Origin of the sequence: Methylobacterium pseudosasicola, assembly GCF_900114535.1 — a bacterium.
GTDB classification, from domain to species: Bacteria; Pseudomonadota; Alphaproteobacteria; order Rhizobiales; family Beijerinckiaceae; genus Methylobacterium; species Methylobacterium pseudosasicola.
This window is the reverse complement of record NZ_FOTK01000009.1, coordinates 1-25,183: the sequence shown is the minus strand read 5'-3', so window position 1 is coordinate 25,183 and position 25,183 is coordinate 1. Positions and strand designations below refer to the sequence as shown.

The following is a 25,183-nucleotide window of genomic DNA, read 5'->3' as shown; positions in this document are numbered from 1 at the left end:
CATCCGCGCGCCGATGGCTGGCGCGCCGGATCGGTCGGGTCCCGCCGTTGTACCGGGGTCTCTTGCCCTTTCGGCTTCGGTACGGCCGCATGGCCGGGTGCCCATGAACCCCGTGCAAGGCGGGCGCCCGGCCTGTCGTCCGGCTCCCCCCATGACGGACGCGATCCTGGAGTTGACCAAGAGCGTCCGCTCGGGCCTTTTCAACTGGAACGGGTCATGCCCGGGTCCGCTGGAACCGTCTCGCGAGCCTGTGCATTCCCCGGGCCAACCAGGGAGGCACCATGCACGTCACGATTGAGCAAGCCGAGCGGGCGATCGCCGCGGCGCGGGCGAAGGCCAAGGAGCTGGACACCCAGATGTGCATCGCGGTGGTCGATTCCGGCGGCAACCTGAAGGCGTTCCACCGCATGGACGACGCCTGGGTCGGCTCGATCGACATCGCCCACAAGAAGGCCAAGACCTCGGTGTTCTTCGGCATGATGACCGGCCAGATCGGCCAGCTGTCCCAGCCCGGCGGCCCGCTCTACGGCATCGAGCATTCTAACGACGGGTTGATCACCTTCCCGGGTGGCATCCCGATTGTCGACGCCGACGGGGTCATGTCGGGCGCGATTGGGGTCAGCGGCTCCACGGTCGAGAACGACCACGTCGTGGCGGAGGCCGGCGCCAAGGCCATCGGCCAGACCGAACTTCCCGCCCATCCCTGGCGGACCTGAGCCAAGGCCGGCGGCCTTAGTCCCGCAGCGCCAGCGCCCGGCCGATCCCGAGCAGCAGCATGCTCGAGATCAGCCGGAGGTTCTCGTTGCCGTAGCGCTCGAGCGCGGAATGGACCCGGATGCAATGGTCGGCGGCGGCTTCCAGCTGCTTGGCCTGGGACGAGGCGTCGCCGTTCGCGGACGGTGATGGGCCGGCATAGAGATCGGTCACGTCGATATAGGCGCCGCGGCCGCGCAGGGACCCCAGCGAATCGGGGGCGAGACGGCCGCGATTGAGGATCCAGCGAACGTGGCCGGTCTCGCTCAGCACGCGGAATTCCAGCGAGACCGGGCCGCCCGTCCGGCGCACCGCGCGGATCCGGTCGAAAACCCAGCCGCGATCCTCGGGATGGACGCGCCCGAGGGCGACATCCAGCGGCAGCGGCTTGCCGGCAAGGCTCGAATCCCCGGACAGCAGGGCGGCCGCACCCGCATCGAGCACGGATCGGCCGGCCAGGACATCCGTGTCCCAGGTCCCGACAAAGCCTGCATCCTCCAGAGCGGAGGCCGCCGTCGATGCCAACGCCATTCAATCCCCCAACCCCGGCTGCGGCCTGTCCCTCGCCTGTCAGCCGACAGCCCGTTGCGACACATGCAGCCCCAATGCTTCGTGTCCAGGGTTGATCCTGATCAATCGCCACTCTGCGCTCGGACATGTCGTCACGGGTCTCCGGCGCCCGCTCCGGGACGGGTACTGCTTTTCGCTAGCGTGACGGCTGCATTCGTACCGGGCAAACGCGGCGTAAAGCTTTTCGTGATGCGCTCACTTCGTCGCTAAGCCCGTATCCACTTCCGCGATAAACGCTCTACCTGCTCGGATACCGTATCGTTTCAGGTCTCTAATGCGCACCTACATCTTCCGGGCCATCCACCGCGAGCCGGACGGGATGCTCGGCCCCGACCTGTATCGGCACGCCTTCGCGGCGAAGGACGATTCCGACGCGGTCGCGGCAGCCAAGCGGATCGATCTCGACTTGGCCGAACTCGGCGCCAACGCGGTCTATGTCTCGGCCGAGGACGGGCGGGCGATCTGGAGCCTGCACGCCCAGGATTTTCCCGACCCGACCCTCTGAATCCGGACCCGCCCTGGTGCCGGGAGGGATCACGGCCTAACGTCGCCGCCTCCGGTATATGGTCGGCCGAGGCACGCGGGATCACACGGGCATGGATCGCACCAACCTCCCGCTCTCGCAGGACCGCCTCTGGGACAGCCTGATGGCGCTCGCCCGGATCGGCGCGCTCCCCAACGGCGGCAACGACCGGCAGACCCTGACCGACCGGGACGCCGAGGGGCGCGCTCTGTTCCAGCGCTGGGGCGAGGCGATCGGGCTCACCCTCACGGTGGACCGGATCGGCAACATGGTGTTCCACCGGCCGGGGCGCGACCCGGGCCGGAAGCCCGTCGCCATCGGCAGCCACCTCGACACCCAGCCCACCGGCGGCAAGTTCGACGGGCCGCTCGGCGTACTCGCCGGCCTGGAGATCCTGCGCGCGCTCCACGAGGCCGGGATCGAGACCGAGGCGCCGCTGCTGCTGATCAACTGGTGCAACGAGGAGGGCTCGCGCTTCGCCCCGCCGATGAGCGGCAGCGGCGTCGCCATGGGGATCGTCCCGGAGGCCGACGTGATGGCCACCCGCGATCTCGCCGGCCACGTCTTCGGCGAAGAACTTCGACGGATCGGCTGGCAGGGGGAGGCGGATCCGGCGACTCTTCGCGGGATCGGCGCCTATTTCGAATTGCATATCGAGCAGGGCAAGCGCCTGGAGGATGCCGGCCTGACCATCGGGGTGGTCGACCGGGCGCTCGCCCAGATCTGGTACGAGATCACCGTGCTGGGCGAGGAGGCCCATGCCGGCAGCCCCATGGCCGGGCGGCGCGATGCCATGATGGCCGCGGCGGCGCTGATCGGCGCGCTGGAGGATATCGCCCGGGCGGCCATCGGCCCCGAGGGCGAGCGCGGCCGCGCCACCGTCGGTGTCCTGACCGCCGAGCCCGCGAGCCGCAACATCACCCCGGGCCGGGTCTGGTTCAGCCTCGACACCCGCCACGGCGATCCCGGGCAGCTGGAGGCGATGCGGGAGCAGATCCTGGCCCGGGCGGACGCGCTGTCGACCGCGCGCAACGTCACGATCCGGGTGGAAGAATTCTGGCGCGCGCCGCTTACCCCCTTCGACCCGGTGCTGGTCGACCGGGTCCAGGCGGCCGCCGAGGCGCGGGGCCATGCCTGGAGCCGGATGCCGACCGCGATCTACCACGACGCCGTCTATTGCGCCCGGATGGTGCCGGCGGCCCTGGTCTTCTGTCCCTGCCACGGCGGCATCAGCCACAACGAGGCCGAGAGCATCACGCCGGACTGGGCCCGGGCCGGCATGGAGGTGCTGGCCGACGCGGTGCTGGCCACCGCCGGCATCGCGCGGTCCTGAGGAGGCAGGTTCGGCATGTCCGACGACAACGTCATCCGCCCGACCTTCGGCGCCCCCCGCGTTGCCCCGGCGCCCGAGCGGACCGAGCCCGATCCCGAGCAGCCGCCTTTGCGCCTGTTTGGCGCGGCCGCGGGCCACCGGGTCGGCCTGATCCGCGACCCGGCCGCCCAGGAGGGGGACGTGTTCCGGATCGTGGTCGGCCCGGAGGACGAGGAGGCGGTGGAGACCGTGGCGCTGCTGCCGGCTACCACCGACGCGGAGGGCGAGGCGGAACGGATCGGCTTTGCGATCCTGCGGGCGCTGGAGGTGGTCGAAGGGGCGGTCTGATCGGGACCGGTCAGGCGATCGGTTTCGGCTTGATGATCGGCGAGCGGGTCAGGCTCTGGATCTCGCGGCCGGGCCGCCCGGCCTTGAGGGCGATCTCCTCCTCCTGCTCGGCGATGACCTGCCGGGCCGGCTCGTCGCCGTCGAGCCCGCCGAGGATTTCGGCCGGGACACGGCGGTTCGAGGCCCGGGAGCCGTCCTCGAAGACGACGTCGAACAGAATGAAGCCCCGTTCCTGGGGTCTCGACTTGATGCGCTTAGCCATAGGTGCTGATACGCCACCGCGATCCCGCGCGGCAGGGGGCACCGCCGCGCAGGGGGTTGCACCGCGCGCAGCGCCGAACCCACCCGCGGCCCCGCTCTCGCCGTGATCTTTCGTGCCGACGGTCCCCGACCGGCCGCACCGCCAATCGAGGAAACGTCCGTGATACCCTGGGTTCATCTCGACACCGGCTCGGTCCCGGGCGGCGGCACCGATCTGCGCCTGATGCAGCGCGGCGACGAGTTCTCGATCCTGGCCGACACGATCGAGCTGATGAACAACCGCCGCAGCGGCTCCGAGGCGGCGCTCGCGGCCATGACCTGCGAGCGGCTGAAGGACCGGCCCCGGGCCCGGATGCTGATCGGCGGCCTCGGCATGGGCTTCACCCTGCGGGCGGCGCTGGAAGGCCTCGGCCCGGAGGCGCGGGTGGTGGTGGCCGAGCTGGTCCCGGCCGTGATCGCCTGGGCCCGCGGCCCGCTCGCCCATGTCTTCGGCGATTGCCTGGACGATCCCCGGGTCGAGGTGCGGGAATCCGACGTCAATCGCCTGATCCAGGCGGGGCCGGGCCAGTACGACGCCATCCTGCTCGACGTCGACAACGGCCCGGAGGGCCTGATGCGCCGCTCCAACGACCGGCTCTACGACAATTGGGGCCTCAAGCGCGCCCGCTGGGCCCTGCGCCCGGGCGGCATCCTGGCGGTCTGGTCGGGCGCCCCGGACCGGAAGTTCAAGTCCCGGCTTCAGCGTTCCGGCTTCGCGGTCGAGGAGGCCCGGGTCCATGCCAGCGGCCGCGGCAGCGGCCCCAAGCACGTGGTCTGGCTCGGTACCCGGACCGAGGGGCCGGTCGCGCCGGATCGGCCCGAGGCCGGCCGCTCAAGGCCAGCCCGGTAGCTATCATTGCCGCGTGGCCTTGGCCGTTGCGACGACGGTCGATGCCCTCAAGCGAACGCGATGGTGGTGCCGGCCTGCTGAAAAGGATCGATCACCTCCATCGGGAGGCTGCCCTCGACAACGAGAACGTCGATGTCAGCCAGTGGCTGGATCAGGAACTGTGAGACGGCCCCGAGCTTTTCACGGGAAGCCAGAACGACAGTCTCGGCCGCCTGCCGGCTCAGAGCGCGCTTGATCGCCGCCTCTTCGGAATCTCCGGTCGTAAGACCGATCTCGGCATGTACGCCGGTCACGCCCAGGAAGTAGAGGTCGGCACGGATACGCGCGATGGCTTCGGCAGCGATTGCGCCCACGGCGACCATGGAGTGTCGAAACAATCGCCCGCCAATCAACTCGACCTCGATGCCGGTATGGTCTGCCAACGCGACGGCCACGTTCGGACTATGGGTGACGAAGGTGGCCTTGAGGTTTGGGTCGAGATGTCGAGCGACCTGGATGGCGGTCGTGCCGCCGTCGAGAAAGATCACCTGCCCTGGCTTGACCATTTTGGCCGCCGCTCTGCCAAGCGTGGTCTTACCTTCCGGTGACAGACTTTGCCGGGCCGCGAGATCGGCGACCGCGGGCGATGCCGGCAATGCACCACCATGAACGCGTTGCAGCAGCCCTTGCCCTGCAAGCTCACGCAAGTCGCGTCGAATCGTATCTTCCGAAAGCCCTAATTCCTGGCTGACTGCCTTCGCGACGATGCGTCCGTCGCGATGCAGAGCCTTCAGGATGTGGGTCTTGCGTTCCGAGGTGAGCATCGGCGAGTTCCTGCACGAAATTTCTTGACTCCAAGCGAAACTGCACGAAATTCGCGGAATGGGCAAAGCCTGATGCGAATCCGTGCTGTTTCGTGCGGTCGAGAGGTGTTCTATGGGTGTTGCGGATCGGATACGCGTCGAAGACGTGCGCGTGCTTTCGGACGATTGGTCTGTGTTGAAAAAAACGACCTTTCGGTATCGTCGTACCGATGAAACATGGCAGAGACAGAGTCGAGAGACTTACGACAGAGGAAATGGAGCGACGATTCTTCTCTATGACCCGGAGCGCTTCACGGTCATTTTGACTCGCCAGTTCCGGTACGCCGCCTTCGTCAATGGCTGGGATGACCTCTTGATCGAGACCCCCGCCGGTTTGCTCGACGATTCCACGCCGGAAGACCGTATTCGCGCTGAAACGGAGGAAGAAACCGGCTTCCGGATCCGGGACATGAGACGGATTTTCGAGGCCTATATGAGTCCCGGATCGGTGACGGAAAAAATGTTCTTTTTCGTCGGGATTTACCAAGTCAATGACCGCGTCCGCGCAGGTGGCGGACTGGCAGCTGAAGGCGAGGACATCGAAGTTCTGGAGGTCGGCTTCGATCAGGCGCTGAAGATGATCGAGAGTGGCATCATCCGCGATGCCAAGACGATCATGCTCCTGCAATATGCCGCTCTGAACCTGTTCAAGTTCCCGCTGTCCGGGGGGAACTGATCCATGCTGATCCTGATCGCAGGCCCTTACCGCTCAGGTACGGATGACGAGCCAGCCAAGATGGCTGCGAACCTTCGGCGGCTTGAAGCAGTATCCTGGCCCCTCTTCGAGGCCGGTCATCTGCCCATGATCGGCGAGTGGATCGCTCTGCCGGTTTGGCAGGCAGCGGGCGGAGAGCACCCGGGAGACGAACTGTACGACCAGATCTTCCATCCTGCGGCGAGCCGCATCCTTGAGCTCTGTGATGCCGTCCTTCGCCTTCCGGGGACATCCACGGGGGCCGATAACGATGTCCGTATCGCGACGAAACGAGGCATCCCGATTTTTTATCGCCTCGAGGACATACCCGGCTGCTCAGGTCGTTAGACGACCTGATTGCGGCATCTCGGACTTCGTCCCGTTGCCGTTGGGACAAGATCAACCGGGACGATGCCTGTGCAGGATGTGGCGATGGTACCGTTCGCGGCGGCATTGTTCGCCAACGTCCGGCTCGATCCTTCCCAGCAAGACGCTCCGGGCAAGACGGGAAGCGGGATCCGCCTGCCGCCCACGGTCGCACCCCCTGGGCCGGCGCCCGGGACTCCGCACATGCGGGGCATGGGTGCGAATGGCGGGCATCTCTACACGGTCGAGGTCAGGCCGAGCCGGCATGACCCGGGCCGTTTCACGTGGGCGATCCGCGACCGCGGCAAGCTGGTCCGGGGATCGTACCGTCCGCACGCCTCCGAGGGCGCCGCCCGGGCCGTCGCCCTGGCCGAGGTCGAGCGGCTGATCGGGCATGACGAGCCGCAGAACGGCGGCTGATCCGGCCGTGCCGGATCGCGAGCCATGACGTAGGCGCGTATCTCGGCGACCAGGGCGTGTCATCCATGCATGCAGAAACAACCGCCGGTCGGTTGCATGCCGCACTGCGGTAGCCTATCTCTGCACTGCGGGATGGCGATGGCGTCGCGATCCCGTTGCCCTTCTTGGGCGTTTCCTCCCTAGACTTCGGGCCGCTCCTTCGGGAGTGGCCTTTTTTCTTGTCTGCATCCGCGGCCGAGAGCTTCGGCCAAGCGGAACCATGACCTTGGCTGTTCGTTCTGCCGTCATGGAACACTACAGATCCACCCTCGCGACGACCGCGATCGCCGTATTCGGCCTGGTGGTGGCCGCGCATACACTGCATCCGGGCAATTACGAGGTGCAGACGCGCCCGGTCCGGACCGTCGCCGTGACGGCCGCGCTGTCGACCTGGATGGATCCGCCAGCCCGGATGGCCGATGTGAGCAGGCCGGAGCCGCGCGTCTCCGAAACCGCAGCCGCGACGCCGTCCGACCTGCTGGCGCCGCAGATGACCGCCCTGCCGCCCGGCCTCGCCACGACCCCGGCTCTGCCGAGCGAGATGATCGCACCGGCCCAGAAATCTCGGACCGCGCTGGCTGCGCATCGCTCGAAGGTGGCGGACCGCACCACCCGTCGCGCGGCGCGCCTGCGCCATGCCGCCCTGGCTCGCACGGCGACCGTCGAGCCCGCCGTCGCGGCGCCATCGGCCCCGGAGCCAGAGTCCAAAAAAATCGATCCGATCGGCGATCTCATCCGCGGGCTCGGCCTCGGCCGCGACAGCGAAGGCTGAGCCCGAGGCGGGGTCGTGGTTCGGCGTCTCCCCTGGCGGGAAGCGCCCTACTGGACGTGAATGGTCAGCTTCATCTTCGGATGGATGCCGCACTGGATGACGAAATCCCCCGGCTCGACTAGGACCAGACGGGTTTCGGTGCCGGGCTCCTGATCGCCGTCATCGAACGAGAACCGATCGGCCTCGATGAAGGCGTGGTGGGTCTGGCTGGTATCCTCGTTGCGCAGGGTGATCGTGTCGCCCAGCCGCAGGAACAGGTCGGTGGGCACGTAGTGGCGCCCCTTCTGCAGGACGACTCGGGTCGTGCTCGCCAGCGTCGCCCAGGCCGAACCCGGCGCCGCACACAGACCCGCGAGACCCATCGTCCCGACGAGAAGCAGGGGCCGCAGGCACCGGTTGCAAAGGGGCATGTTGGGTGTCCGCGCGAGAAGGGGATGCGTCCGGGTCAGGGATCGGGGAAGCCGTACCGGAGCGGCCCGGGCTGCCGCTGCCGGCCATGATGCGCGGCGCCCCTCAACGCCGCCCTACACGGACGCATAAGATTGTCTCGATCGCGTCGTCAATAGCGCATATATAGTTCGGAAATACAATCCTAGACTGTATTCGTTGGTGAAAGCGTCTCCTCGTCGCACGGGGTCAGGGCCGCGCGCACGTGCTCCCGGAAGACCTGGACCCGGGCCGGCAAGTCGCGCCCAGCCAGGGTCACGGCGCGCAGGGCCGCCCCCCGCCTCGCCCACGGAGCCAGCACGCGCACGAGCTGGCCCGCCGCCACCGCCCGGGCGGCCACGAGGCTGGGGATATGGCCAATCCCGGCACCGACCAGGGTCAGGCGGTGGACGGTGGAGAAATCGCTGACCCGGATGGCCGGGTTCAGGACGAGCTGCTCGGCCCGGCCCTGCCCGTCGGTGAGGGAGAGGGCGCCCCCGCCGGTCCGCTCCCGGGGGAGGATCAGGTCGTGGTCGTGCAACCCGGCCAGATCGGTCGGCGCTGGTCGGCGCAGCAGGTAGGCGGGTGCGGCGTAGAGGGCCACCGACAGGGTCGCCAGGACGACGGCCCGGTAGCCGGTCTCCTCCGCGCCGCCGAGCCGCAGGGCGAGGTCGATCCGGTTGGCCGCGAGATCGAGGCGGGTATCGGTGTTCAGCATCTCCACCGTGATCTGCGGGTAGGCGGCCCGGAAGCTCGCGATGATCTCCGGCATCACCTCGATCCCGAAATCGATCGAGGTGGTCATGCGCAGGTGCCCGGCCGGCACCGTCTGGGCGTCGCGAGCGGTTTCGGCCGCCGCGTCGAGCAGCGCCAGGCTCTCATGGGCCTTGGCGTAGAAGGCGAGCCCCTCCGCGGTCGGCGAGACCGCCCGTGAGGTCCGCGCCATCAGCCGGGCGCCGAGCGCCTGCTCCAGCCGGGACAGGCGCCGGCTGACGCTGCCCTTCGTCTCCCGCAGGCTCGCGGCCGCCGCCGTGACCGTGCCGAGATCGACGACCGTGCAGAAGGCGCGCACGTCGTCGAGGCTGCCCCTGAAGGTTTCCGATCTCGCAACCATGGGGTTCCGGATAGCAGGCTCAACCGTGGCCGTGAACGGGTCTACAGGGACGTGGCTGTGCGCCGGACCGAGTCGGCCGTCCCAATCGGCCGTCACACCCGCCGTCCTCATCTGGGAGAATCCCTTGAAGTCGCTTCTCGCCTCCGGCCTTCTGGCCCTCCTCGTCGCCACCCCGGCCCTGTCCCAGACCCCGGCGACCCGCGACCCGGCCCAGATCCAGGCCGGCACCTACGCGGTCGATCCGAATCACACCCAGGTCGGCTGGCGGGTCTCCCATATGGGCTTCTCGAATTATGCCGGCGGCTTCTCGGACGTGTCCGGAACCCTCGACCTGCAGCCGAAGAACCCGGCGGCCGCGAAGCTCACGATCAAGATCCCGGTCGCCTCGGTGACCACGACCAGCGCCAAGCTCACCGACGAGCTGAAGGGCGACCAGTGGCTCGACGCGGGTAAGTTCCCCGAGATCACCTTCGTGTCCACCAAGGTCGCCCCCGAGGGCAAGGACAAGGCGAAGGTCACCGGCAACCTGACGCTCCACGGCGTGACCAAGCCAGTGACCCTGGACGTCACCCTGGTCGGGGCCGGCGTGAACCCGCTGAGCAAGAAGGTCACGGTCGGCTTCGACGCCACCGGCACGCTCAAGCGCTCCGAGTTCGGGGTGAAGACCTACGTGCCGCTGATCGGTGACGACCTGCACCTGACCATCGCGGGCGCCTTCGAGCGGCAGGACTGACCCGGAGTTCCGGGGCGGGAGGATGGCCATGGCACCCGACGCGTCGGCGCGGCACTACTCCGCAGTGGCCATCCTGCTGCACTGGGCCAGCGCGCTCGGCGTGCTCGCCCTGATCGGCATGGGCCTGACCATGACGCATGCAGGCTTGAGCCCGATGCGCCTGTTCCCACTCTACCAGTGGCACAAGTCGGTCGGGATCACCGTGCTGATCCTGACCGGTCTGCGTCTCGCCTGGCGGCTGGCCCACCGGCCGCCGCCCTATCCGGCCGGCATGCCGGCCCGGGAACGCCGGGCGGCGGGTGCGGCGCACGGACTCCTCTACGGGCTTCTGGTCGGGCTGCCGCTCACCGGCTGGGCGGTGGTCTCGCTCTCGCCGTTCAACATCCCGACCGTGCTGTACGGGCTGGTGCCCTGGCCGCACCTGCCGCTCGCCCCGCTGCTCGCCGACCCGGCGGCCGCGGAGGGGCTGATCAAGGCGCTCCACGCCTACGGGGCGTGGTTCCTGACCGCGCTCCTGGTGCTGCACGTCGTGGCCGCGCTGCGCCACCACCTCATCCTGCGCGACGGCGTGCTGTGGCGGATGCTGCCGGTCCGCCCCGGGGCGACGCGGACCAAAACCCTGGAATCGACCCGATGACCCTGCGCCGCCTGCTGTCCGCCCTGTGCCTGTCGGCCGCCCTGTCGGGCGCCGCGTTCCCGGCCGCTGCCGCCGAATGGGCGGTGGATCCGGCCAAGAGCGCGATCCGGTTCTCGGGCGTTCAAGTCGGGACCCCGTTCTCCGGACGTTTCGAGCGCTTCGACGCAAAGGTGGAGTTCGATCCCGCCAAGCCCGAGGCGGGCCATGCCACGGTGCTGGTCGATCTCGGCAGCGCCCGCACCGGCGACGCCCAGCGCGACACGGCGCTGCCCCAGAAGGACTGGTTCGACGTGGCGAGCGCCAGCCACGCGCGCTTCGAGGCGACCCGCTTCGTCGACAAGGGCCGGGGCGACTACGAGGCCATCGGCGAGCTGACGATCCGCGGTACGAAACGCCCGCTGACGCTGCCCTTCCACCTGTCGCTCGATGGCGGCCAAGCACACGCCATCGGGCATGTCGGGCTCGTCCGCACCGATTTCGGTGTCGGCCAGGGCGCCTGGGCCTCCGGACAATGGGTCGCCCTCGAAGTCGGGGTCGATATCGACCTCGTCGCCACCGCCCGGCCCGCCCCGGCCGAGGGGCACTGACCGGTCCCGCGCGACCTACGACCCCGGCTGGTCCTCGGACCCGGTGCCCAGCGCCCGCTGCACCATCACGCTGTCGGACCAGCGGCCGTACTTGAAGCCCACCGCCTTCAGGTAGCCGGCCCGGACGAAGCCGCAGGTCTCGTGGAGGCGCAAGGACGCTTCGTTCTGCGCGTCGATGTAGCCGATCATCTGCCGGTAGCCCCCCGCCGCGCAGGCCTCGATCAGCGCCGGCAGGAGCCGGCGCCCGATCCCGGCATGGAGGTGGTCGGGATGCACGTAGATCGAGTGCTTGAGGGTGTAGCGATAGGCCGGGCGCTTCCGGAACGGCACCGCGTAGGCGTAGCCCGCCACCTGGCCGCCGCGCTCGGCGACGAGGTGGGGCAGGCGCTTCTTGCGCATGGTCTTGCGCCGCCGCTTCAGGTCGTCGGGCAGCAGGCGCGCCTCGTCGTCGAAATCGGCGACGTTGCCGACGCCCTTGCCGATATGGTGCTCGTAGATCGCCACCATGGCCTCGACATCCGCATCCGAGGAAGCGCGGATGATGATGTCCGGGCTCGGCCGGACCGGGATCGGGGCGCCTTCCTCGGGCTCGATCTCCATCAGGCGCCGTCCCGCACGACGTAGGTGTGGAAGCGGATCCGCCCGTCCGGCTCGACCTCGCGGTAGACCCCCTGGATCTCGGCCTCGAAGCCCGGGAACAGGTTGGCCGAGGCCTCGAACATCTTGAAATAGTCCAGCATCGGCTTGGCGCGGTCGTCCAGGCGCTCGCCCGGCAGCACGGTGCCGATGCCGGGCGGATAGACCAGCATCAGGGTCGTGGCGATGCGCCCCTCGGCTTCGGCGATCGGCACGTAATCGACCTTGTTGCGGGTCAGCATCTGGGCAGCCTTCTTGGGCGGCATCACCATCTCGGGCAGGTGCTCGGGGGCGAATTGCCGGCGCTGGAGCGCGGAGGTGCCGGCCTCCCGATGGAAGGCGTGGAACTCGGCGCAGAGGTCGCGCAGGCGCACCCCGCGGTAGCGGTTGGGCCGGCGGTTGACGAATTCCGGCATGGCCTCCTCGAGCGGCACGTTGTCGTCGTGGAGCCGCTTGAAGGCGACGAGGCCGGAGATCAGCGTCCCGGCCTTGGAGGATTCGACCCCCGGGGTCAGCAGGAAGAGCAGCGAGTTCAGGTCGTTCTTCTCGGCGACGATCCGGTTCTCACGCAGGTATTGGGCCACGATCGGCGCCGGCACGCCGTGGTCGGCATAGGCCCCCGTCCGCCGGTCGAAGCCCGGGGTGAGCACCGTGAGCTTGTTCGGGTCGGTGATGGCGTAGCCCGGGGCGACATGGGTGAACCCGTGCCAGCGGGCGCCGGGCTTCAGTTCCCAGTGCCGCGGGTCGGCGGCGAGCTCGTCGGTGGGCACCTTCTCCCAGGGCACCTCCGCCCCGTCGGCAGTGCTGGTCACGTCCGGCACGAACGGGTCGAAGAACCAGCGTCGCAGCGGATCGGCCTCGTTCTCCTCGAATTCCCGCCGGATCGCCCGGACCTTCTTGCGCCACTCGATCCCGAGCCGGATCGTGTCGTCCCACAGGATCATGCCCGAGCGGCCCTTCATCATCTGGGCGCCGACATCGAGGGAGGCGAAGAGCGGGTAGAACGGCGAGGTCGAGGCGTGGACCAGAAAACTCTCGTTGAGGCGCTTGTGCTCGACCCGCCGGGTCTGGCCGCGGATATGCCCGTCGCGGGTGTGGATCTGCGAGGCCTGGGAGAAGCTCGCGAGCTGCTTGTGGGTCGATTGCGTGGCCACGATCCCCGGCGAGGTCTCGTCGAGGCCGGTGAGCCCCATGGCGAAGCGTCGGGCGTAGAGCGGGTGGAATTTCATGAAGCCCGCCCAGGCCTCGTCGAACAGGATGTAGTCGCAGAGGTGGCCGATCCGCTCCAGGATCTCCTGCGCGTCGTAGATCGTGCCGTCGTAGGTGCATTGCTCGATCACCGCGACCCGGAACGGCCGCTCCCGGCGCCAGGCCTCTGGGTCGGTCACCAGCGGATTGCGGCGGATCTTCTCGCGGATACGCGTCTCGTCCAGGGCCTCATGATAGATCGGACCGATCAAGCCGTAGGCGTTCCGGTCCGTTTCCAAAAAGATCGGGATGCCGCCGCCGAGGAACAGGGCGCCGTGATGGGCCGCTTTGTGGTTGTTGCGGTCGAACAGCACGAGGTCGTCCTCGGCCACCAGCGAGGACAGCACGATCTTGTTGGAGGCCGAGGTGCCGTTGAGGACGAAGTAGGTCTTCTCCGCCCCGAAGATCTTGGCGGCCTCCTTCTGGGCCTTGAGCGCCGGACCCTCGTGGGTCAGCAGGTCGCCGAGGTCGAGCACCGAATTGTCGAGGTCGTCGCGGAAGATCGCCTCGCCGAGATGCTCCACGAAGATCCGCCCGATGGGTGAGCGGTTGTAGAAAATGCCGCCGTTATGGCCCGGGCAAGTCCAGAGCTGGTTACCCTTCTCGGCATAATCGACCAGCGCGCCGAAGAACGGCGTCTTCAGCGTCTGGGCATATTGCGTCACCCGGCTGACCAGGCCGCGGGCGATGAATTCGGGGGTCTCTTCCGCGAGGAAGATGTAGCCGTCGATGAAGTCCAGAAGCTCGACCGGGATGTCCTCCAGCCGCTTGCGGCGGACCATGATGACGATCGGCATCTCCAGGCCGCGCTTGCGCATCATGTCGATGAGCGCGGCAGCCTTGCCGTCGAGGCCGCGCTTGCCCCAGTCGACCACCATGCAGCCGATGGCGGCATCGGTCTGCACCGCGATGGCCGCATCCTCGACGCGCCGGGCCCGCACCACCTCGAAGCCGCGATTCTCCACCGCGGCCACGATCTGGGCGACCCGCGCGCCCTCCAGGTCGTCCGGATCGAAGGCGGGGGCGCACATCAGAACCGTGAAGCGACGGTGGAAATCCATGGAGCCCCTCTCAGCCTTGCAAGCAGCGAGTGGCTTTCTGGTCCATCTGCGACGATTGCATGACACTGCGCCGGATGGCGGCCGAAACCGGCGGTCTCAGGCGCCGATCGAGGTCCCGATCACCTGAGCCATCGGCCTGATCGCGATCCCTCTGGCGGCGAGGTCGGCGCGCACCTGCGCGGCCATCGCGACGGCCCCCGGCGTGTCGCCATGGACGCAGAGGCTGTCGATCCGGGCCGGGATGCGCCGCCCGGACAGGCAGAGGATCGCGCGATCCTCCAGCATCCGCGCCACGCGCCCGGCCGCGTCCACCGGATCGTGCAGCACCGCCCCGGGGAGCTTCCGCGAGATCAGGTTGCCGGTATCGGCGTAAGCTCGGTCGGCGTAGATCTCCCGGGCGAGGGGCAGGCCGAGCCGCTCACCCGCCCGCTCGGTCTCGAGGCCGGGCATCACCACGAAGATCAGGTCGCGGTCGAGCGTCCGGATCGCCCGGGCCACCGCCAGGGCGAGATCCGCGTCCGCGTTGGCGATGTTGCCCAGCGCCCCGTGGGTCTTCACGTGCCGCACCGGGCAGCCGGCATCCTGCGCCAGCGCCAGCAGGGCGCCGACCTGATAGAGCACGGCCTTCTCGACATCGGCCGGGCGCTCGCCGTGGATCGGGCGCCGCCCGAAACCCCAGAGATCGAGGAAGCCCGGATGCGCCCCGGCCTGGACGCCGGCCCGGGCGGCAAGGGTCAGGGTCTCGTGCATGACCAGCGGATCGCCGGCGTGGAACCCGCAGGCGATGTTGGCCGAGGTAGCGATCGCCAGCATCCCGGCATCGTCGCCCAGGCGGTAGACGCCGAAGCCTTCGCCCATGTCGCAGTTCAGGTCGACGATCATCCGGGTTCCTCGCAGGCGCGGCGGCTCTGCGCATTCAAGGGTCGGACCAGCCGCTCTGCCTCCGAAGGGCTTGGGGGCGTTGCGCGAACCCTGAAACATCCCCTCCGTCATTCCAGGGCGCCGCAGGCGAGCCCGGAATCCATAGCCGCCAACGGCGCAGGATCCTGCTCGACCTGGGTTTCTGGATTCCGGGCTCCGCTGCGCGGCCCCGGAATGACAGGGTGGTTTATCCTGCGCTCGTTGCGCCCACTCGGAGGCAGGACCGACCCTCTAATGAAGCGGGTAACGGCTCAGAATATCGTCGGTCCGCTGGACGGTCTTGTCGTATTGGCAGGCATACAGCGCGCCGGTGGTGCCGCTGCCGTTGTTCCACTCGCTGAAGGTGAGATCGCCGCAATCGGCATCCCGGAAGGCGATCCAGGCGCGCTGGGCCGCCGTGAACTGGGTCTTCCAGACCACCTTGGCCTCCGGCGGGCGGTCGTCCTGATCGGTCACCGACAGGGCCTTCCGCAGGCGGCATTGAGCTTCACGTCGGCGGCGTCGAGGGCCTTCGAGGCACGAGCCGATGCGCCCGCGCCGATGTTTCACGGGAAACACTTTCTTAAGCCTGCCAGCCCGAACCTGTGACCCGGATGCCGTCGCCTTCCTGCGCGTCGCGCGCTAGCACGGCCCGGCATGACGGTCTCGATCACGACATCCAGCTGGCGCGACCTGAAGAACGCCAAGGCCCAGGCGCGGCTGGAGCGGGCCCTGCCGGCGATCTTCCCGGCTCCGGTTCTGCACCATGCCCTGACGCGGCCCCTGATCCCGCCAACCCCGCGGCTGGCGGTGGAGAGCTACTGGCGCAACCACATCCTGCGGGCCGACCGGCTGGCTAGAGCCCTGGCGGCGCGCTCCGGCACGCCGGAGGGCTGGACCTGGCAGCTCGGCGAGGGCGGGGCCGGCGGGCGCCCGGCGAGCTTCCGGGTGCCGCCGGCCCCGTTCCGCGAGCCGGCCTTCGCCCGCGGTCGCGGCGCCTGCTGCATCTGCGGCCAGCCGGTCTACCGGTTCGGCTGGCATCGGGACCTCTGGGGGCAGGGCGTGCCGAACGGCAAGGCCGGCTGGCACGCGGCCTGTGTCGCCGCCTGGAAGTTCTGGAGCGCGCCGCACGAGCAGGTCAAAGTGCTGAAGCGCCACCAGGGGCATCGCTGCAAGGCCTCCGGCAAGCGGCTGCTGCGCACCGCCGAGGTCGACCACGCTCTGCCGCTCTACCGGGTCTGGCGCGAGCACCGGGACGCGCCCTGGCCGGAGCTGCTCGGCTACTGGGGCGCGCCGAACCTGCAGGTGGTCAACCGGACCGCCCACGTCCTGAAGTGTCGGGACGAGGCGGCCGAGCGGTCCCAGACTCTACGCCTCTCCCGATACCGGGTGGTCGAGGACGAGTCCGGGTTCAGCGTGGTCGAGGAGGAGTGAGCCGCCGGCTCAGCCGCGCGTCACCGCCTCCAGGCCGCGGGACAGGTCGGCCAGAAGATCGTCCACGGCTTCGAGGCCGATCGACAGGCGCAGCAGCCCGTCGGTGATGCCCGCGATGGCCCGTGCCTCGGGATCCATCGCGGCATGCGTCATGGTCGGCGGGTGCGCGATCAGGCTTTCGACGCCGCCCAACGACTCGGCCAGCGTGAACACCCGCAACGTCTCCACCAGGGTCTTCACCGCGGCGCGACCGCCGGCCAGCTCGAAGCTCAGCATGGCGCCGAACCCGGCCTGCTGGGCCTTGGCGATGGCATGGCCCGGATGGGACGGCAGGCCCGGGTAATGGACCCGGCTCACCGCCGGATGCGCGTCCAGGAAGCTCGCGAGCTGCCCGGCATTCTGCTGCTGGCGCTCCACCCGGACGAACAGAGTGCGGATGCCGCGCAGGGTCAGGTAGGCGTCGAGCGGCGAGCCGGTGACCCCGATCGTGTTCGCCCAAGCGGCGAGCTCGTCGCCGACCGAGGCCTCCGCAGCGATCACGGCACCGCCGATCACGTCCGAATGGCCGTTGAGGAATTTCGTGGTGGAGTGGACGACGAGATCGGCCCCGAGGGCGATCGGCTGCTGCAGCGCCGGCGACAGGAAGGTGTTGTCGACCACAGCCAGCGCCCCGACCGCCTTGGCTTGACCGGTGACCCGGCGGACGTCCACCACCCGCATCAGCGGATTGCTCGGCGTCTCGACCAGCACGACCTTGGGTTTTTCGGCCAGCGCCGCGGCCAGGGCCGCCGCATCGGTCTGGTCGACGAAGATCACGCGGTACTGCCCGCGGGCGGCGCGCAGCCTGAGCAGCCGGTGCGTCCCGCCGTAGCAATCATGCGGCGCGACCAGCAGATCGCCGGGACAGAGGCTCGACAGGGCGAGGTCGAGGGCCGCCATGCCACTCGACACCATGACCGCCCGGGCGCCGCCTTCGAGCTTGGCGATCGTGTCGGCGAGTTGGTCGCGGGTCGGGTTGCCGAGCCGCGAGTAATCGTAAGGGCCGGGCTGCTCGAAGGCCGGGAACTTGAAGGTCGTCGACAGATGGATCGGCGCGATCACGGCCCCGAAGGCCGTATCCTGGGCCACCCCGTTGGTCGCCGCGATCGTGCGGGCATCGAGTCGCTCGGACATCGGCTGTTCCTTCCTGCGCCGGAATCGGGCCGGCGCGTGTGACCGCCGGCTGGTTCGTGCGTTCTTTATGGCGAACGGAACAGGCTTTCAAGAGAACGATGGCCGCGATCGGAGGGCGAACCGTCCGCGTGCGCGATCCGGCCTCGGCCGGTCGTCAGCGCGTCCGCTCTTTGCCGGTGCCCGGTGACGGCGTCGTTACGGCAGGACATCCAGCCGGGACAGCAACCGGCCCTCGCCAGCGGCCTCGCCGACGGCCACGCTGCAGGTCATGCCGGCCGCGAGCGTCACCCCCGGCGGCACCGCGTCGATGTGGATCCGGACGGGAATGCGCTGCGCCAGCCGCACCCAGGTGAAGACCGGATTGACGCTCGGCAGGCCGAGATGATCCGGGCTTTCGTTGGCGTCGGCAATGCCGTGTCCGATGCTTTCCACATGCTTGGAGACGGGCGGTGTGAAGCCCATCAGGCGGATCTCGGCGCGGGCGCCGATCGCGATCCGGGACAGCTTGGTCTCCTCGAAATACGCGGTGATCCAGAATCCCTCCGCATCGATCACCGAGACGCGGGTGATTCCGGCCGTCGCATAATCGCCCGGCCGCAGCCGGAGGTTGGTGACGTAGCCGTCGACCGGGGCCCGGATTGTGGTGCGATCGAGGTTGATCTGCGCGACATGGGCGGCGGCGCGCGCCGCGTCGTGATCGGCCTGCGCGATCGCCGCCATGCCGTTCGCCAGCTCGATCGTTTCCGGGGCCGCGACACCCGGCCCCAGCTGATTGCGCCGGCGCGCGGTGGCGGCCTTCAGCGCCGCATCCTCGCGCTTGGCCAGGACGACGGCCAGCGCGCCGTCGAGAGCCAGCCGGAAGCGGTGCGGGTCGATGACGTAGAGGATGTCGCCCCGATGGACGAACTGGTTGTCGATGGCGCGCACCTCGACGACCGTCCCCGAGACCTCGGGGGTGACCCGCACCACCTCGGCGCTGACCCGCCCGTCGCGCGTCCAGGGCGCGAGCATGTAAGCGCGCCACAAACCCACGAGCAGCACCATTGTGGCGGCAACGACGGCCAGGGTCAGCAAGGGGCGGAGCAGGCGCTTCAGGAGCGTCATGGCGGCTCTCAGACGAACAGGATGAGGAGCGCCAGCGTCGCGAGCAGCACCGCGAACTCCACGAGCGCGGGATGCCAGGCGAAGCGCAGCACCCCCGTCCGGGCCAGGACGGCGCGAAGCCCGGTGAAGACCGGGATCGCCGCGACGAGGTAGATGAGGATGGGCGGCAGGTAGACGTCCCCGATGGCGACCTCGCTCAGCATGGGGCGCTCGGGTGCCGGCCGACGGACCAGTCCGGATGGGCTTCGAGCCGCATCGCCATGTCGGTCAGGCAGGTGGCGACCCGATGGGCCGCCGGCCACGCACGAGGATCCTCGATCGACCGCGCGGCGATCTCGGCGGCCGCCGCCGCGAGGATGTCGCGCGCCTGTCGCGGCGACCGAGCGGCGTCGGCCAGGGCTTGCAGGGTGATCGTGCGCAGGAGCGCCGGTGCTGTGGCGTGCCAGGCTGCGGCGCGGGCCCGGATCGCCGCGCGCCCGACCTGCACGGCCGCGATCCCGTCCGCCGTCATCGCCGCCGCCGCGGCCGGATCGACCCTGAGGCTCAGGGCGATGCGGGCCAGCCGGTGGTGCTGGAGATGCTCCCAGACGTGCCGAGGCTCGGGCGGGTCCGAATGCAGGCGCGCCAGCGCGTCGCGGCGCAGAGCCGCCTGGATGCGCCGCGCCTGCCGCCTTGGATCGTGCGGGAGGAGCAGGCGGAAGACCAGAAGCGTCACGAAGACAGCCGCCACCCAGCCGAACGCCTGGTTCAGGAAGGCCGGCACGCTGAACACCATCGGGTTGGTCGCGCCGACGAGGGTGTTGAACGCGACCAGGTAGGCGAGCCCGGCCGGCGCGCGGCGCGGCACGGTGGTGGCGTAGAGGCCCGCCATCCAGAACGGCGCGATCACTGCGATCAGCAGCGGGAAACCTTGCACGCCGGGCATCAGGCCGAAGGCGCAGACGAAGGCCGCCGGCACGGCCACGATCGTACCGTGGATGAACGCGACGGCGCCCGCGGCCGGATTGCCGGTCATGGCGAGCAGGACCGAATAGGGTGCGAGGATGAGCAGCAGGAGCGACCAGTCGTTCCAGCCGGTCGCGATCCCGAAGGCGCCCGCGAGCAGGATCGCCAGCGCGGCGCGCAAGCCGTTCTCGGTCGCCGCCCGCCAGTCCCGATGGAACCGGAACGCCCGCGCCGGCATCGGGCGGCTCCCATGCAGGCGTGCCATCCCGGACAGGGCCGATTCGTAATCCGCGACGAACGCGACGAGCCGGTCGAGGGCGATCAACGAGGCGGCGGTTCCGGTCTCCGCGGCTTCGGCGCGGTGTGCGTACGCCTGCAGGGCACCGCGCAACCCGGTGATCCGGTCGAGCGCGTCAGCGAAGCGCCGAGCCTCGATCAGGGCCAGGATCCGCGGCAGTTCGGCGACGACATCCCGGTGCGCCGCGACGCAATCCCGGGGCGCTTGCGGATCGACGGCGCACAGGTCCGACGCGCCCAGCAGCGCGCCGAACAGGGCGGCCATGGTGGCACGCACCGCGCCTTCACGCCCCGCCAGGTCCGGGGATTCGGCTCGGCTCAGTTCCAGCAGGTCGTCGATCGCGAACAAGCCGGCGATCTGAGCCGCGGTCGGCAGCCCATGCCCCGGCTCTTCGCTGCGCAACCGCTCCAGGGCGAGGCCGGCGACCGTGCCGAACTGCCCGATCAGAGCCGTGTCGAGGGCGGTGCGCGTGGCCCGCCGGCTGAACAGGGCCGCCACCACCCCGAGGCAGACCACGCCCACCGCCACGGTCGCCGTCCGGCCGAGCACCGCATCCAGCTCCCGCTCGGGCGCTTCCAGCGCGCCATAGGTGGCGAGGCCGATCGTATAGCCGGCCACGGCCGCGCCGGACGCCCGGAAATGGCGGAGTAGCGTCGCCCCGGCGGTGCAGAGGCCGAGCCAGAGCGCGAAACCGAGGATGAACAGGATGGGTGTCTGGATGAACAGGCCCATGAGGGCGAGCGCGGCCACGCCGCCGATCACCGTGCCGACGAGGCGCCATCCACCCTTGGCGAGAACCGCGCCCTGGTTGGCGTTGGCGACCAGCAGGACCGTCGAGGCCGCCGAGTAGGGCGTCTCGAGGTGCAGGCCGAACGCGACGCCGAGGGCGAGAAGCGCGGCGCCGGTCGAGCGCGCGACGTAGCCGCCCCGAGGCGTCAGGACGTCGATGGCGAGGAGGCGCGTGCAGACGCTGCGCCGAAGAATTGCGGCACGCGGCGATGGGCTGGCGGCGGGGCCGGTCATGCGGTGGCGAACGGCCGGTCGGCCGCGATGCTTGCGTGCGCGGGTCCGGAACGCATGTGTGGGAGACCCATAGCTGGCCTGCTCGCGACGCGATAAGTAGGATCATCCTACCTTTTCCCCAGCCGTCGTCAATCGCCGCGCCGAGAGGTAGGATGATCCTGCTTCCCGCCCGATGAGACCGGCATGGCGACCATCCCGTCCCTTCCCCAGATCCCGCGACGCTCCCTGGTCGATTCGACCATCGACCTCATCCGCACGCAGATCGAGAGCGGCCAGTGGAAGATCGGCGCCCGCATCCCGAAGGAGGCGGAACTCGCCGAGATGCTGCAGGTCGGGCGGAACACCGTGCGGGAGGCCGTGCGGGTGCTCTCGCATGCCAAGGTGCTGGAGGTCCGGCAGGGCGACGGGACCTATGTCCGGCTGAACGTCGACCCCGCGGAGATCATGCGCCGGGTGACCCATGCGAGCCTGCGCGACCATTTCGAGCTGCGGGCGCTCCTCGAAACCGAGGCGGCTCGCCGGGCTGCGGCCCGGCGGAGCGATGACGACCTTCCGCGGCTCGACGCCCTGCTGGACGCGCGTGGGGAGCGTCCGCAAGACGGCGATCTCGCTGGCTTCATCGAGCGCGATATCGCCTTTCACATCGCGGTGGCGCAATGCGGCGACAACGCCGCCCTCGCGGAGCTCTACCGTTACTTCGCCCTGTCGTTGCACAGCAGCACGAGCGCGGCGCTCGCCGATCGGGCCTTGCCCGAGCCGGACCTCGCGGCCCATCGCCGTCTGGTCGACGCGATCCGGGACCGGGACGAGCCTGGCGCCGCGGAGGCCGCCCGGGCGATCATCGGCCCGATCCTCGACGCGCTCGGGAGCGTCGAAATACCCGCTTCATCCGATAGCTGATCGGGCTCCGTTCAGCCCTCCGCCTCCAAGGCCTGCCTGGCGAGCAAGACAGCGTCCCGATCGCTGGCACAGGCGGCCTGGGGCGTGCCGAATGCGCGGACGAGGCTCGGAAAGGCCGCCTCCAGCGCCTGGCGTCGATCCGAGTCGGGCTCGACCACGATCAAGGCCCGGCAACGCGCCGCCAAGGCCTCTTTGTTCCGCTTCAGCCAGAGACCCCGGGCGACCCGATCGTCATGCGGCTCGTCGGTCCGGCGAGTCGGGTAGATGAGCGCGAAGGGTGTTTGGCTTGCCAGAAGCCGATCCATCTCCGCGCACCAGGCGAGGGCGTAGCCCGGCGAGGACGCCGCCTCATTCCGTAACCGGACAATGGGGAAGGTCGAGACATCGTGGAGGGTGAACGGCTCGCGGTCCATGAACTCAACGCCTTGGAATGGTGCTAGAAGATAGTTTCATCCAATCATCCTACCTTTATTGACGGAGGCGGGCAATCGCCGTAGCGCTGGGCTCCCCAGACAGGAGCCGGCCGATGTCTCCGCACCCGCTGCAAGCGCTCGCCCCCGCCATGTTCGACCGGCTGCGGCCTTCGGGCCTGAGCAAGGGGACGAGCGGCGCGGTGCTGGCACTGATCCTGTGCCTCGCCCCGGCCCACCTTCGCGCGGAGCCGCAGCCGCCGATCGACGCGCCTTCGGGCGACGCGCCGGCCCGGCACTCGGCAGCTGGGAACCAGGTCGCCCGCGAGCGCAGCCGCGGCGACGGCGCGGAGATCGTGCTGCCGGCCCTCACGGTCAGCGGCCGCGGGATCACCGGGACGGATCCGGTTCCCAGCATCGTCGCGCGGGTCACGGCCGCGGGCACGAAGACCGACACGCCCCTCATCACGGTGCCGCAGGCGGTGTCGGTGATTCCCCGGGTGCAGATCGACCAGCAAGCGGCCCGGAGCGTCGGCGACAGCGTGCGCTACACGCCGGGCGTGTTCGCCGACACGCGGGTCGGCGGCGTGCTGGAAAGCGTGTTCCTGCGCGGCTTCGGCGGGTTCGCGGCCGGCGCGACCAACCCGCAAATCCTCGACGGCCTGCCGCTGGTCAAGGGCGGCAACTGGGCCGCGCAGGTCATCGACCCGGCGGTGCTGGAGCGCGTCGAGGTGCTGCGCGGCCCGGCCTCGGTGCTCTACGGGCAGGCGAGCCCGGGCGGCCTCATCGCCATGGTCAGCAAGCGGCCGACCGAGCAGCCTTTCCGCGCGGTCACGCTCACCACCGGCAATCGCAACCGCGCCGAGGCGGCCTTCGACCTCGGCGGCCCGATCACCGAGGACGGCCGCTGGGCCTATCGCCTCAACGGCCTCGGCCGGTGGGTCGACACCCAGGCCGACTTTTCCCGAGAGCAGCGGCTCGTGCTGGCGCCGGCGCTGGCCTGGCGGCCGGACGAGGACACGCACCTCACCCTGCTCGGCTTCTACCAGAACGACCCGGACAACAACTTTTCGGGTTGGCTGCCGGCTGAGGGGACCCTGGTCCCCAACCCGGCCGGGCGCATCCGGCGCCGCTTCTTCCCGGGCGAGCCCGGCTTCGATGCTTACGACCGCCAGCAATACATGGCCGGCTACGCCTTCGAGCACCGCTTCGACGCGACCTGGGCCGTCCGCCAGAACCTGCGCTACGCCCATATCGACACGCGCTTCGAAGGCGTGGCGATCAACTACTTCGCTCCGTTCGGCGCGACTTCGAGCCTGCTCGAACGCTCGGCCTCCTGGTCGCGGGAGGCGGTCGATGGCGTGTCCCTGGAAAACCAGGTGCAGGCCGACTTCGCCACCGGACCGATCGGCCATACACTCCTGCTCGGGCTCGGCTATCAGGGCTCCCGGGCGGACGTGAACGCCTCGGGCTTCGGCCCGGTGCCGGCGATCGACTTTGCCGCGCCGGTCTACGGCCGACCCTTCGCGCGTCCGCCTGCCGTCCCGCGCACCCATCAGGACTGGAGCCGCGTCGGACTCTACGCCCAGGACCAGATGCGCCTGGACAACTGGGTCGTCACGATCGGGGGAAGGCAGGACTGGTCCCTGCTCGATACCACCACCCGTTCGGCGGCGCGGACATCCACCCAGGACGACCAGGCCTTCACCGGCCGGGTCGGCGCGGTCTACCTGTTCGACAGCGGCCTTGCGCCGTATGCGAGCTACGCGACGTCGTTCGAGCCGACGCTGGGCACCGGCTTCTCGGGCGCCCCGTTCAAGCCGACCCATGCGCGGCAGACCGAGGCCGGGGTGAAGTATCAGCCCCCCGGTCTGGAAAGCTTCGTCGCCGTCTCGGCCTTCGACATCACCCAGGACAACGTCGCCACCGCCGACTCGGCCCACCCCTTCTACAGCGTCCAGACCGGCGCGGTGCGCTCGCGCGGTATCGAGTTCGAGGCCCGCGCGACCCTGTCTGACAGCCTCGATCTGATCGGCGCCTATACCTACCTCGACACCACCGTGCGCCGGGACAGCAACCTGGCGCTCGTCGGCAAGCGCTTCGTCGCCGTGCCCGACCAGCTGGTGTCGCTCTGGGCGAATTATCGGTTCCCGGGCGGGCCGCTCGCGGGCCTCAGCCTCGCCGGCGGGATCCGCGCCATCGGCCGGAGCGCCGGCGATCCGGCCAACAGTTTTTCCGTACCCGACGCCACGCTCTTCGATGCCGCGATCCGCTACGATCTCGGCGCCGCTGATCCGGGGCTAGCGGGCTGGCAGGTCTCGGTCAACGCCGCGAACCTGTTCGACCGGACCTACCTCGCCTCCTGCTTCGCGGCGGGCGGCTGCTTCTACGGGAACGGCCGGACTGTCATCGCCAGCCTCGGCTACCGCTGGTGAGTTTTTAAGAGCGCCTAACAGAACCGTCTGATCTGGTTGAGTGTGATGAGGCTGGCAGCGAGGCTGGTGAAGGCTTCGTAGATGTCTGCACGTCGCTCGTAGCGCACGGGCAGCCGACGGAAGCGATTGAACCAAGCGTGCGTGCGCTCCACCACCCACCGATGCCGGCCTAGCCTCTCGCTGCTCTCGATGCCGCGGCGTGCGATGCGCGGTACAATCCCACGCGCCCGGCACTCGTGTCGGCGCGGTTCAGCGTCGTAGGCTTTGTCGGCGTGCAGTTTGTCCGGGCGGTGTCGCGGCCGGCCCCGCCGACCGTTGCGCACGGGTGGG

General features: G+C 69.5%; 30 protein-coding genes. 15 read left to right on the top strand and 15 right to left on the bottom strand.

Going from position 1 to position 25,183, the window contains the following annotated elements:
* The first annotated feature begins 281 nt into the window (after positions 1-281).
* Positions 282-716 carry a GlcG/HbpS family heme-binding protein gene (locus tag BM228_RS11210; RefSeq protein ID WP_092040025.1) on the top strand — a complete coding sequence of 145 codons (435 nt, stop codon included), beginning with the start codon at positions 282-284 and terminating at the stop codon, positions 714-716.
* 16 nt (positions 717-732) lie between these two features.
* Here BM228_RS11210 and BM228_RS11205 read toward each other — a convergent pair whose 3' ends face one another.
* On the bottom strand, positions 733-1,284 hold the full coding sequence (locus BM228_RS11205; protein WP_092040022.1) for a PAS domain-containing protein: 552 nt from the start codon (positions 1,282-1,284) through the stop codon (positions 733-735).
* 313 nt (positions 1,285-1,597) lie between these two features.
* Here BM228_RS11205 and BM228_RS11200 point away from each other — a divergent pair, with 313 nt between their 5' ends.
* The 3 genes from BM228_RS11200 to BM228_RS11190 all read left to right on the top strand — a co-directional run bounded on the left by BM228_RS11200 (position 1,598) and on the right by BM228_RS11190 (position 3,506).
* Complete coding sequence (locus BM228_RS11200; RefSeq protein WP_092040019.1) at positions 1,598-1,828, top strand: hypothetical protein; 231 nt, start codon at positions 1,598-1,600, stop codon at positions 1,826-1,828.
* Between the two features lie 91 nt (positions 1,829-1,919).
* Positions 1,920-3,179, top strand: coding sequence for a Zn-dependent hydrolase (locus BM228_RS11195; protein WP_092040017.1), 1,260 nt, complete (start codon positions 1,920-1,922; stop codon positions 3,177-3,179).
* 15 nt (positions 3,180-3,194) lie between these two features.
* A complete protein-coding gene (locus BM228_RS11190) occupies positions 3,195-3,506 on the top strand; it encodes a hypothetical protein (RefSeq protein ID WP_092040014.1) in 312 nt (103 codons plus the stop codon).
* A gap of 10 nt (positions 3,507-3,516) precedes the next feature.
* Here the strand turns inward: BM228_RS11190 and BM228_RS11185 are convergent, their stop codons facing one another.
* A complete protein-coding gene (locus tag BM228_RS11185; protein WP_007565173.1) occupies positions 3,517-3,768 on the bottom strand; it encodes a hypothetical protein in 252 nt (83 codons plus the stop codon).
* A gap of 159 nt (positions 3,769-3,927) precedes the next feature.
* Between BM228_RS11185 and BM228_RS11180 the strand changes: the two genes are divergently transcribed.
* A complete protein-coding gene (locus BM228_RS11180) occupies positions 3,928-4,656 on the top strand; it encodes a spermidine synthase (RefSeq protein ID WP_092040012.1) in 729 nt (242 codons plus the stop codon).
* 47 nt (positions 4,657-4,703) lie between these two features.
* On the opposite strand, the gene BM228_RS11175 is transcribed toward BM228_RS11180, so the two are convergent.
* The gene (locus BM228_RS11175; protein ID WP_092040009.1) at positions 4,704-5,459 is read right to left on the bottom strand and encodes a DeoR/GlpR family DNA-binding transcription regulator; all 756 of its coding nucleotides are present in this window, start codon (positions 5,457-5,459) and stop codon (positions 4,704-4,706) included.
* Between the two features lie 112 nt (positions 5,460-5,571).
* Here BM228_RS11175 and BM228_RS11170 point away from each other — a divergent pair, with 112 nt between their 5' ends.
* The 4 genes from BM228_RS11170 (at position 5,572) to BM228_RS11155 (ending at position 7,789) form a co-directional block, all read left to right on the top strand.
* Positions 5,572-6,174 carry an NUDIX domain-containing protein gene (locus BM228_RS11170; protein ID WP_092040006.1) on the top strand — a complete coding sequence of 201 codons (603 nt, stop codon included), beginning with the start codon at positions 5,572-5,574 and terminating at the stop codon, positions 6,172-6,174.
* Positions 6,175-6,177: 3 nt separating this feature from the next.
* A complete protein-coding gene (locus BM228_RS11165; protein WP_092040004.1) occupies positions 6,178-6,540 on the top strand; it encodes a DUF4406 domain-containing protein in 363 nt (120 codons plus the stop codon).
* An 84-nt stretch (positions 6,541-6,624) separates the two neighbouring features.
* A complete protein-coding gene (locus tag BM228_RS36090) occupies positions 6,625-6,978 on the top strand; it encodes a hypothetical protein (protein ID WP_425284930.1) in 354 nt (117 codons plus the stop codon).
* A gap of 265 nt (positions 6,979-7,243) precedes the next feature.
* Positions 7,244-7,789: a hypothetical protein gene (locus BM228_RS11155; RefSeq protein WP_244537103.1), complete on the top strand. Its 546-nt coding sequence runs from the start codon at positions 7,244-7,246 to the stop codon at positions 7,787-7,789.
* Between the two features lie 47 nt (positions 7,790-7,836).
* Here the strand turns inward: BM228_RS11155 and BM228_RS11150 are convergent, their stop codons facing one another.
* Together BM228_RS11150 and BM228_RS11145 are read right to left on the bottom strand one after the other, a co-directional pair.
* Positions 7,837-8,199, bottom strand: coding sequence for a cupredoxin domain-containing protein (locus BM228_RS11150; RefSeq protein ID WP_092039999.1), 363 nt, complete (start codon positions 8,197-8,199; stop codon positions 7,837-7,839).
* 182 nt (positions 8,200-8,381) lie between these two features.
* On the bottom strand, positions 8,382-9,329 hold the full coding sequence (locus BM228_RS11145; RefSeq protein ID WP_092039996.1) for a LysR family transcriptional regulator: 948 nt from the start codon (positions 9,327-9,329) through the stop codon (positions 8,382-8,384).
* Between the two features lie 124 nt (positions 9,330-9,453).
* Here BM228_RS11145 and BM228_RS11140 point away from each other — a divergent pair, with 124 nt between their 5' ends.
* From BM228_RS11140 to BM228_RS11130, 3 genes are read left to right on the top strand one after another with little or no spacing between them, the layout of a single operon-like run.
* Positions 9,454-10,062 carry a YceI family protein gene (locus BM228_RS11140; protein ID WP_092039994.1) on the top strand — a complete coding sequence of 203 codons (609 nt, stop codon included), beginning with the start codon at positions 9,454-9,456 and terminating at the stop codon, positions 10,060-10,062.
* 28 nt (positions 10,063-10,090) lie between these two features.
* Positions 10,091-10,699, top strand: coding sequence for a cytochrome b (locus BM228_RS11135; protein ID WP_092039992.1), 609 nt, complete (start codon positions 10,091-10,093; stop codon positions 10,697-10,699).
* Positions 10,696-11,286, top strand: coding sequence for a YceI family protein (locus BM228_RS11130; RefSeq protein ID WP_092039989.1), 591 nt, complete (start codon positions 10,696-10,698; stop codon positions 11,284-11,286). The genes BM228_RS11135 and BM228_RS11130 overlap by 4 nt, the downstream gene beginning before the upstream one ends.
* A gap of 15 nt (positions 11,287-11,301) precedes the next feature.
* On the opposite strand, the gene BM228_RS11125 is transcribed toward BM228_RS11130, so the two are convergent.
* The 4 genes from BM228_RS11125 to BM228_RS11110 form a co-directional block, all read right to left on the bottom strand.
* Complete coding sequence (locus BM228_RS11125; protein ID WP_092039987.1) at positions 11,302-11,886, bottom strand: GNAT family N-acetyltransferase; 585 nt, start codon at positions 11,884-11,886, stop codon at positions 11,302-11,304.
* Positions 11,886-14,231 (bottom strand): Orn/Lys/Arg family decarboxylase, encoded by a 2,346-nt coding sequence (locus tag BM228_RS11120; protein ID WP_092039984.1) that lies wholly within the window; start codon positions 14,229-14,231, stop codon positions 11,886-11,888. The genes BM228_RS11125 and BM228_RS11120 overlap by 1 nt, the downstream gene beginning before the upstream one ends.
* A gap of 96 nt (positions 14,232-14,327) precedes the next feature.
* Positions 14,328-15,113: a LamB/YcsF family protein gene (locus BM228_RS11115; RefSeq protein ID WP_092039983.1), complete on the bottom strand. Its 786-nt coding sequence runs from the start codon at positions 15,111-15,113 to the stop codon at positions 14,328-14,330.
* 270 nt (positions 15,114-15,383) lie between these two features.
* A complete protein-coding gene (locus tag BM228_RS11110; RefSeq protein ID WP_244537102.1) occupies positions 15,384-15,608 on the bottom strand; it encodes a lysozyme inhibitor LprI family protein in 225 nt (74 codons plus the stop codon).
* Between the two features lie 180 nt (positions 15,609-15,788).
* On the opposite strand from BM228_RS11110, the gene BM228_RS11105 reads away from it, so the two are divergent.
* Positions 15,789-16,565 carry a hypothetical protein gene (locus BM228_RS11105; RefSeq protein WP_244537101.1) on the top strand — a complete coding sequence of 259 codons (777 nt, stop codon included), beginning with the start codon at positions 15,789-15,791 and terminating at the stop codon, positions 16,563-16,565.
* Between the two features lie 9 nt (positions 16,566-16,574).
* On the opposite strand, the gene metB is transcribed toward BM228_RS11105, so the two are convergent.
* The 4 genes from metB to BM228_RS11085 form a co-directional block, all read right to left on the bottom strand.
* Positions 16,575-17,738 (bottom strand): cystathionine gamma-synthase, encoded by a 1,164-nt coding sequence (metB, locus tag BM228_RS11100; RefSeq protein WP_092039981.1) that lies wholly within the window; start codon positions 17,736-17,738, stop codon positions 16,575-16,577.
* A gap of 195 nt (positions 17,739-17,933) precedes the next feature.
* Positions 17,934-18,842: an HlyD family secretion protein gene (locus tag BM228_RS11095; RefSeq protein ID WP_092039980.1), complete on the bottom strand. Its 909-nt coding sequence runs from the start codon at positions 18,840-18,842 to the stop codon at positions 17,934-17,936.
* Between the two features lie 8 nt (positions 18,843-18,850).
* Positions 18,851-19,045, bottom strand: a complete 195-nt coding sequence (locus tag BM228_RS11090) for a DUF1656 domain-containing protein (RefSeq protein WP_092039977.1) — start codon at positions 19,043-19,045, stop codon at positions 18,851-18,853.
* Entirely contained in the window at positions 19,039-21,108 is a 2,070-nt protein-coding gene (locus BM228_RS11085) for an FUSC family protein (protein WP_092039975.1), read from the bottom strand. Before BM228_RS11085 ends, BM228_RS11090 begins: the two co-directional genes overlap by 7 nt.
* Before the next feature lie 183 nt (positions 21,109-21,291).
* Between BM228_RS11085 and BM228_RS11080 the strand changes: the two genes are divergently transcribed.
* Entirely contained in the window at positions 21,292-22,008 is a 717-nt protein-coding gene (locus tag BM228_RS11080) for a FadR/GntR family transcriptional regulator (RefSeq protein WP_092039973.1), read from the top strand.
* Between the two features lie 11 nt (positions 22,009-22,019).
* Here BM228_RS11080 and BM228_RS11075 read toward each other — a convergent pair whose 3' ends face one another.
* Positions 22,020-22,421, bottom strand: a complete 402-nt coding sequence (locus BM228_RS11075) for a hypothetical protein (RefSeq protein ID WP_092039970.1) — start codon at positions 22,419-22,421, stop codon at positions 22,020-22,022.
* Between the two features lie 113 nt (positions 22,422-22,534).
* On the opposite strand from BM228_RS11075, the gene BM228_RS11070 reads away from it, so the two are divergent.
* A complete protein-coding gene (locus BM228_RS11070) occupies positions 22,535-24,853 on the top strand; it encodes a TonB-dependent siderophore receptor (RefSeq protein ID WP_092039968.1) in 2,319 nt (772 codons plus the stop codon).
* 14 nt (positions 24,854-24,867) lie between these two features.
* Here BM228_RS11070 and BM228_RS11065 read toward each other — a convergent pair.
* On the bottom strand, positions 24,868-25,183 hold a 316-nt coding region (locus tag BM228_RS11065; RefSeq protein ID WP_139234077.1), incomplete at its 5' end, for a transposase.

Bases quoted from the DNA above. Each gene is read 5' to 3' on its own strand.
- BM228_RS11210 (WP_092040025.1), top strand. From the start codon at position 282: ATGCACGTCACGATTGAGCAAGCCGAGCGGGCGATCGCCGCGGCGCGG.
- BM228_RS11205 (WP_092040022.1), bottom strand. From the start codon at position 1,284: ATGGCGTTGGCATCGACGGCGGCCTCCGCTCTGGAGGATGCAGGCTTT.
- BM228_RS11200 (WP_092040019.1), top strand. From the start codon at position 1,598: ATGCGCACCTACATCTTCCGGGCCATCCACCGCGAGCCGGACGGGATG.
- BM228_RS11195 (WP_092040017.1), top strand. From the start codon at position 1,920: ATGGATCGCACCAACCTCCCGCTCTCGCAGGACCGCCTCTGGGACAGC.
- BM228_RS11190 (WP_092040014.1), top strand. From the start codon at position 3,195: ATGTCCGACGACAACGTCATCCGCCCGACCTTCGGCGCCCCCCGCGTT.
- BM228_RS11185 (WP_007565173.1), bottom strand. From the start codon at position 3,768: ATGGCTAAGCGCATCAAGTCGAGACCCCAGGAACGGGGCTTCATTCTG.
- BM228_RS11175 (WP_092040009.1), bottom strand. From the start codon at position 5,459: ATGCTCACCTCGGAACGCAAGACCCACATCCTGAAGGCTCTGCATCGC.
- BM228_RS11170 (WP_092040006.1), top strand. From the start codon at position 5,572: ATGGGTGTTGCGGATCGGATACGCGTCGAAGACGTGCGCGTGCTTTCG.
- BM228_RS11165 (WP_092040004.1), top strand. From the start codon at position 6,178: ATGCTGATCCTGATCGCAGGCCCTTACCGCTCAGGTACGGATGACGAG.
- BM228_RS36090 (WP_425284930.1), top strand. From the start codon at position 6,625: ATGGTACCGTTCGCGGCGGCATTGTTCGCCAACGTCCGGCTCGATCCT.
- BM228_RS11150 (WP_092039999.1), bottom strand. From the start codon at position 8,199: ATGCCCCTTTGCAACCGGTGCCTGCGGCCCCTGCTTCTCGTCGGGACG.
- BM228_RS11145 (WP_092039996.1), bottom strand. From the start codon at position 9,329: ATGGTTGCGAGATCGGAAACCTTCAGGGGCAGCCTCGACGACGTGCGC.
- BM228_RS11135 (WP_092039992.1), top strand. From the start codon at position 10,091: ATGGCACCCGACGCGTCGGCGCGGCACTACTCCGCAGTGGCCATCCTG.
- BM228_RS11130 (WP_092039989.1), top strand. From the start codon at position 10,696: ATGACCCTGCGCCGCCTGCTGTCCGCCCTGTGCCTGTCGGCCGCCCTG.
- BM228_RS11125 (WP_092039987.1), bottom strand. From the start codon at position 11,886: ATGGAGATCGAGCCCGAGGAAGGCGCCCCGATCCCGGTCCGGCCGAGC.
- BM228_RS11120 (WP_092039984.1), bottom strand. From the start codon at position 14,231: ATGGATTTCCACCGTCGCTTCACGGTTCTGATGTGCGCCCCCGCCTTC.
- BM228_RS11115 (WP_092039983.1), bottom strand. From the start codon at position 15,113: ATGATCGTCGACCTGAACTGCGACATGGGCGAAGGCTTCGGCGTCTAC.
- BM228_RS11105 (WP_244537101.1), top strand. From the start codon at position 15,789: ATGACGGTCTCGATCACGACATCCAGCTGGCGCGACCTGAAGAACGCC.
- metB (WP_092039981.1), bottom strand. From the start codon at position 17,738: ATGTCCGAGCGACTCGATGCCCGCACGATCGCGGCGACCAACGGGGTG.
- BM228_RS11095 (WP_092039980.1), bottom strand. From the start codon at position 18,842: ATGACGCTCCTGAAGCGCCTGCTCCGCCCCTTGCTGACCCTGGCCGTC.
- BM228_RS11090 (WP_092039977.1), bottom strand. From the start codon at position 19,045: ATGCTGAGCGAGGTCGCCATCGGGGACGTCTACCTGCCGCCCATCCTC.
- BM228_RS11085 (WP_092039975.1), bottom strand. From the start codon at position 21,108: ATGACCGGCCCCGCCGCCAGCCCATCGCCGCGTGCCGCAATTCTTCGG.
- BM228_RS11080 (WP_092039973.1), top strand. From the start codon at position 21,292: ATGGCGACCATCCCGTCCCTTCCCCAGATCCCGCGACGCTCCCTGGTC.
- BM228_RS11075 (WP_092039970.1), bottom strand. From the start codon at position 22,421: ATGGACCGCGAGCCGTTCACCCTCCACGATGTCTCGACCTTCCCCATT.
- BM228_RS11070 (WP_092039968.1), top strand. From the start codon at position 22,535: ATGTCTCCGCACCCGCTGCAAGCGCTCGCCCCCGCCATGTTCGACCGG.